Raw genomic sequence first — 6,116 nt, 5'->3', positions numbered from 1 at the left:
GGTACAAATCACCTTCTAGATCCTGTTGTGCATATATAATAAAGTTATGCCCCCATAATTATTCTGAATATATCGAATGATATCGATACCATGTAGGGTGTGTAGTTAAATTTATACTATGGTTTGACTTTTAGAAGCTCTGGAAGAGGGAAATATGGGACGTCATAATATCGGTATCGTCGGACTCGGCGTCATGGGAAGAAATTTGGCTTTAAACTTCGCCGATAAAGGGTTTGAAGTCGCCGTATTTGATCCATGGGAAAAGGCTAGAGAAAGTTTCGCAGAACAATTGGCAAATGAGGTCAATACTGACCTGACAAAACAGGTCACTCTGGTGGATTCTAAACGGAGCCTCGTTGATGAACTGGCTTCGCCGAGGTTCATCCTGTTTATGGTGAAGGCTGGCGAGCCAGTTGATGCGATGATTCAGTCTTTCATACCTTTACTCAAGCGGGGCGATAGCCTGATTGACGGCGGGAACTCCCATTTTCAGGAAACCATAATACGAGAACGTCTTCTCAACGAAAAGGGGATGCACTTTTTCGGTATTGGAATTTCTGGCGGAGAAGAAGGTGCCCGCAACGGCCCTTCTATGATGGCAGGCGGCAACAAGGATGCCTATGAACGTGCCCGGCCGATGTTGGATGCAATTGCTGCAAAATATGAAGATGCGCCGTGCTGCGCTCTTGTCGGAAGCGATGGGGCGGGGCACTTTGTAAAGACCGTTCATAATGGCATTGAATATGCGATTATGCAGATCATTTCGGAAGCCTATATGATCATGCGCGATGTCTATCATCTCGATGCGCAGTGGTGTGGACGGGTCTTTGATGAATGGAACGAAACGGATTTGCAGTCCTATTTGATCGAAATCTCCGCGAAAGTTCTTCAAAAGAAGGATGATCTTGGTTCTGGTGCGTTGATCGATATGATCATGGACAACGCTGGACAGAAGGGGACGGGGAGATGGAGTTCTGAAGCGGCGCTCCATTATGGTGTGCCTGCAATAACAATCGCGGAGTCTGTTTTCGCCAGATCTATGGCCGCTATGAAAGATGAGCGGGTCTTTGCTTCGGCAAAACTGGAAGGCCCGCGTTGCAATGCGGCGGTGGCTGCCGGATCATCTATTGGATCCTTGCGCAATGCTGTCGTGGCTGCAGTGATTGTTGCTTATGCGCAAGGCTTGGGACTGATTACAGCCGCCTCGAAGGAGCAAAAATGGGATATTGATATCACTGAAGTGGCCAAGATTTGGCGCAATGGATGTGTTATCCGGGCTTCCATGCTGGATGACATTGCAAAGGCTTATTTGGAAACGCCGGATTTGGCAAACCTGATGTGCGCGCCCGTCTTCGCTCAAAAGCTTGCTGATTGCCAGAAGGACTGGCGTTCCTGTCTGCATCTTGCCATCAAGCAAGGGGTTCCTATTCCTGCGTTGTCATCAGCTGTAGCCTACTATGACGGCTACCGGAGTGCGCGGCTCTCGGCCAACCTGCTTCAAGGGCAGAGGGATTTTTTCGGTGCTCATACCTACGAACGCATTGATCGTGAAGGATTATTTCATACTCAGTGGTAAAGTTTATGGGTGTCTTTTTAGTGCTTTAGCAGAGAAAGACACGCCATTATTTCGGCAATCTGATTTATGTTCGGGAACAGACCCCAGTCTGGGGACGAATTTCATAACAAAGCACGTTCATGGTCCACAGACACGATTTTTCAAAAATCACGATGAGGGATGTCGCAAAAGCAGCGGGTGTTTTTACTATGATGGTGTCTTGTGCCCACAAAGAAGCTGGGTTTGTCATTTAGGCAACAAGAAAACGGGTTCTGGAAGCGGTCAAGGCGCTTGGGTCTGTTCCGGATATAACGGTTGGCAGCCTCTCTTCCAGACGCTCTGGGATCGTTTCTGTTCTTTTCCCATCGCTGAACAATCAGCAAATGGCTCAAACTGTTCATGTTTTGACAGAAGAGCGTTCCAAGGTGGGGAAGCTACGGTTAATCGGACACACCTGTTATATGGCAGAGAAGGAAGAAGGGCTTATTGAATTCATGCTACGGCGCAGACCGGAAGCGCATATTCTATGTTGTGTCGGTCACACTGGAAAATCAGCCGAGATATTGCAAGATAGGGTTTCTTGGAGAATCACAAAATGCTGGCACGCGGGCCGGTGCGCGGCGAAAAGGCTTTATTGCAGCGATAGAAAATGCCGATTTACAAGCACACCGTTTACGATTTTGAACCATCGGTTTTAAAAAATGTCGCGTTTCTGTCATCCTCCAATATCAACGATCGGGGTTGATCCTCGGCTTGTCGGCAAAAGCGTCAGAGTTGCTTTTTAGAATCCTGTCAGACGCAGGATCAAAAAACTTTGATCCCAACTTAAGTGAGCACTTAAGGCTGAAGCCCGAACTTATGTTGGGTGGATCGGTGCCTCAGCAAACCTTGCCTCATCGTGGGTAAAAGGGAGCATCTTCGCGCAGTCGGAAAGATACTCCGCAATCTCAAACATCATTCAAACCAGGATTTTTGACAAAGGGGCGATCTCATGTCCTTCTGCCTTGATCAGTGTCCGGATAGACTTGGCCAGATTGACTGAGCCTGGTGTGTCGCCGTGAACTAAGATGGTGTGAATCGGAGTCGTGAGCCTTTTGCCATTGATACTGATGATTGCGCCGTCGGAAAGAAACTGGCGCACTCGCTCGGTGACCGCTAGAGGATCTTTGATCACCGCTCCGGGCAGACCTCGTTTTACCAAAATACCATGGTCGTCATAAGCGCGATCGGCTAGGAATACATTGGCCGTACGGAAGCCCTTATTTTCAGCGGCTCTGGAAAACTCTGTGTTCGCAAGGCACAGTAGTATCAGGTCGGGATCAAAAGACGCGACTGCGTCGACTAGCATTTCGGCTAGGTCCTTTTCGACAAATGCCATGTTACCAAGAGCGCCATGAAAATTCATGTGCGTCATTTTGTGACCCGCCGCTTTGGCTATTCCAGCCAAGGCGCCAAGTTGATAAATGACGTGCTTCTCAAGCTCAGCCAGATCCATCATCATTGGACGGCGACCAAATCCCAAACGATCAGGGAAGCCGACATGAGCCCCAATATCGGCACCGTTTGCCAAGGCCGCCCGAACTGTGCGGTCCATAATCACTGCATCCCCAGCGTGATAACCGCAAGCGATGTTGGCTGACGTTACGATTTTGAGAAGAGCTTCATCATCCCCGATTGTATAAGGGCCAAATCCTTCGCCCAGATCGGAGTTCAAATCAATTTTCATAGCGATGTGCCTTTTGGTTCGATTTCAAACAACACGGTGCCGTATTCGACGGTTTGTCCCGACTGACAGCATATATTGGTGATTGAGCCATCGATTTGCGCAACGATCGGTGTTAATAGAGGGCCCATTTTGATGAAGCCCAAACGGTCGCCTTTTGTGACAATATCGCCGAGCTGAGCTGCTGGCATCGATTGATCGGGGTGTGTTGGCAGATAAACACCCGAGGCTCGAGCAACCAGCTTTTTACTGGCCGTCGAATTTGCCGACCGGGAGCTGCCATTAACGCCTGCAGGAAAGGGGAGAGTACTCTCGCCAATCTCCAACGCGTGCGAATTGGACGGTTTTGCAAGCGCAACGATGTCTAAAAATCTTGTTTTGAGCTGCTCGAGTTTTGAACGGATGGTCATTGAAGAAAATCCCTGTAAGTCTCTGTCAAGGAACGGACATTGGCCAAATAAGCCTGCATTTCCCTGTGGGCAGCTATCGCCTCTGCATAGGTGGTTTCAACAAACTGGATGTTCGAGCCAATTCGGGTTTGTGCCAAACGCCAAAGATCGGGCTCTATGACCGTGCCGATTTTGGGGTAGCCCCCCGAAGTCTGCGAATCTGCCGTTTGAACAATAGGCGCACCGCCCGGAGGAACCTGAATAACACCGGGCACAATGCCGTGGGATCGCATTTCTAATGTCTCTTTGAGACGAAGAGTAGGGCCGGACAATCGGAAGCCCGCGCGGCTGCTCTGAGGTGTGATTTGCCAAGGCGTTTGAACAAGATCTTTCAGAGAAGTGTCATCAAAATGGGGATGTTCCGCGGCGGGCAAATAGCGCATCAATGTTATCCCGCTATCGCTATGATAGAGGCTTTTGGGGGCTGTCAGAGCTGTTTGTGGCGATTCAGCACCAAAGCCACCTTCAGGCAAGGTGCGCGCGTTTTGTTGTGGCCTATCCGCGTTCAATATATCACCCGGCTTGAGCATGCGTCCTTCGTATCCGCCAAAAGTGCATCGCAAGTGAGTCGCCCGCGACCCTAGAATTTCGGGTACATCGATGCCACCACGCAGGGCGATATAGGCAAAGGACCCAGATACAAGGCGGTTGAGCGTAAGAACTTGGCCCTGCTTTGCCTTGAAGGCCCAGTTCGTGGGAAGCCGCTGCCCATCCAGATCGGCGCTGGAATCAGCGCCAGTGACTGCACAATCCATATCGGAGAGGAACTCAATCTTGAACGGATAAAGTGTAGCTTCGATTGAGGCTGCGCCTTCTGGGTTGCCCAGTAATGCATTGCCCAATGCAAGGGCTAACCGGTCCATGGCGCCGCCGATGCTCACTCCATGCCGATAATTCTGGTCCCGTCCAAGATCTTGAACCGTGGACAATCCGATAGTGGAAACAATCTTAATCATCGAATGATCCTTTCGACACGGAATTTCACTGAGTCACCCGCTGCAAGAAGTGTTGGTGGTGTTTTTTCAGGGAAGAAAAACTCAATATCTGTGTGGCCCAACGTATGCCATCCACTCGCGCCAGCCGACGCGGAAACTGCGGTTTGCATGCCGCCTATAGAGACGGATCCAGCCGGTACGCTCAACACGGGAACCTCTCTGCGTGGGACCCAAATGCGTTTGTCGGTGATGCCCAGATATCCAAGGCCGGGGTGCGCGCCAAGCGCAAACACCGCATAGTCACCAGACGCATGAATTGAGACGACCTCATCGATGGACAAGTCCGTAAGTTTCGCGGCATCGTGCAAATGTGGGCCAAGTTCGCCACCATAGACGACCGGAATCTCGACTGTCTTACCTTGGATATTCCAAGTATTGGCTTTATCCCAAGCTTTCAGAAGGGCTGTTTCCATGGCTTTGGGGTCTTGTGGAGGTTCCTTAAAAGTCAACATGAGATTGGTCATGCCCGGAACGGCTTCTTTGATGTCTGCCCAGTCTTGCACGGCATCAGCCAGCGCCCAAATTCTCCGTTGGCTTTGGAGATCAAATTTTCCAGGCGCTTCGAAAAGCATGGCAGTTGTGCCAAGCAAACTAATTTGTGCGTGGTCCTTTGATTTCGCGAAAGTTCCAGCTTTATTTGTCATTTTTAGGTGCCTGTTTCCAGAAAGTGGGCTTCAACGCCGCCTCTTTGAACCAAATCGCTCTTGAGGATGTCGCGTAGCATTGGGATGTTGGTTTTTGTTGTCCCGACGATTATCTCCCAAATTGTTTTTGAAATGGTCCGGAACGACATTTTGCTGTCCGCTTGAACGATCATTTTGACAATCAGAAAGCCGCCATAGGGCAGGATGTCATGCTCTTTAAACAAATGCCCATCCATACGCTTGATCCAGTGGATCGTTGTGCGAATTTACGTAGGCTTGCGATTGATACTATTGCAAGCATAACGCCTACGAAATCCGAAACGGCGCTCGTTTTGAAACGGCATACCGACCGTCTTTTTCATAAACTTTAGTAATTTTGACAGAGCATGGTACGACAACAGGATTGAGCATTTTTATGGACCGATTACGCGTATCGCATCACCCTGCTTGATTGTATTGCCGTCGGACACAAAGGGAGAGCCCGAAAACGAGAAGCATGAAGAAGACCGCAAAAGGGGGGGATGACACGATGGTACCGCAATCGAGGCTTGGGAGGATTGAAGCTCCGTGGTTTGCGAACGTTGTGATACGTCACCGGAAAGATCAGATTGAACCATAGCAAATCGGTCCATACCAGATGCAGCGATCTTTACATGGAACTCCTCGTTATGAAGTTCCCGTGCGGCGGTATCAGGATCTGCCGCAAGTTGCATCAGGAGTTTGAGGGCTTCCGGGTCCATCATGGAGGAA

7 protein-coding genes are annotated in these 6,116 nt (G+C 49.9%); 1 reads left to right on the top strand and 6 read right to left on the bottom strand.

All coding sequences use genetic code 11. From position 1 onward, the window contains the following. The first annotated feature begins 154 nt into the window (after positions 1-154). A complete protein-coding gene (gene gndA / locus C0081_RS03840; RefSeq protein WP_101532494.1) occupies positions 155-1,576 on the top strand; it encodes an NADP-dependent phosphogluconate dehydrogenase in 1,422 nt (473 codons plus the stop codon). A 937-nt stretch (positions 1,577-2,513) separates the two neighbouring features. Here the strand turns inward: gndA and C0081_RS03835 are convergent. From C0081_RS03835 to C0081_RS03810, 6 genes are all read right to left on the bottom strand, one after another. After that, positions 2,514-3,281, bottom strand: a complete 768-nt coding sequence (locus C0081_RS03835) for a LamB/YcsF family protein (RefSeq protein ID WP_101532493.1) — start codon at positions 3,279-3,281, stop codon at positions 2,514-2,516. Further along, positions 3,278-3,688, bottom strand: coding sequence for an acyl-CoA carboxylase biotin carboxyl carrier protein subunit (locus tag C0081_RS03830; protein WP_101532492.1), 411 nt, complete (start codon positions 3,686-3,688; stop codon positions 3,278-3,280). The genes C0081_RS03835 and C0081_RS03830 overlap by 4 nt, the downstream gene beginning before the upstream one ends. Next, entirely contained in the window at positions 3,685-4,683 is a 999-nt protein-coding gene (locus C0081_RS03825; RefSeq protein ID WP_101532491.1) for a 5-oxoprolinase subunit C family protein, read from the bottom strand. Before C0081_RS03825 ends, C0081_RS03830 begins: the two co-directional genes overlap by 4 nt. Continuing rightward, positions 4,680-5,366, bottom strand: coding sequence for a 5-oxoprolinase subunit PxpB (gene pxpB / locus C0081_RS03820; protein ID WP_101532490.1), 687 nt, complete (start codon positions 5,364-5,366; stop codon positions 4,680-4,682). Before pxpB ends, C0081_RS03825 begins: the two co-directional genes overlap by 4 nt. A 2-nt stretch (positions 5,367-5,368) precedes the next feature. Next, complete coding sequence (locus tag C0081_RS03815; protein WP_101532489.1) at positions 5,369-5,602, bottom strand: hypothetical protein; 234 nt, start codon at positions 5,600-5,602, stop codon at positions 5,369-5,371. A gap of 177 nt (positions 5,603-5,779) precedes the next feature. After that, entirely contained in the window at positions 5,780-6,109 is a 330-nt protein-coding gene (locus C0081_RS03810) for a hypothetical protein (RefSeq protein WP_101532488.1), read from the bottom strand. Positions 6,110-6,116: the final 7 nt, after the last annotated feature.

The sequence above is a fragment of the Cohaesibacter celericrescens genome, from assembly GCF_002866925.1.
GTDB lineage: Bacteria > Pseudomonadota > Alphaproteobacteria > Rhizobiales > Cohaesibacteraceae > Cohaesibacter > Cohaesibacter celericrescens.
The sequence above is the reverse complement of the archived record's forward strand: the minus strand, read 5'-3'. Positions and strand labels throughout refer to the sequence as shown.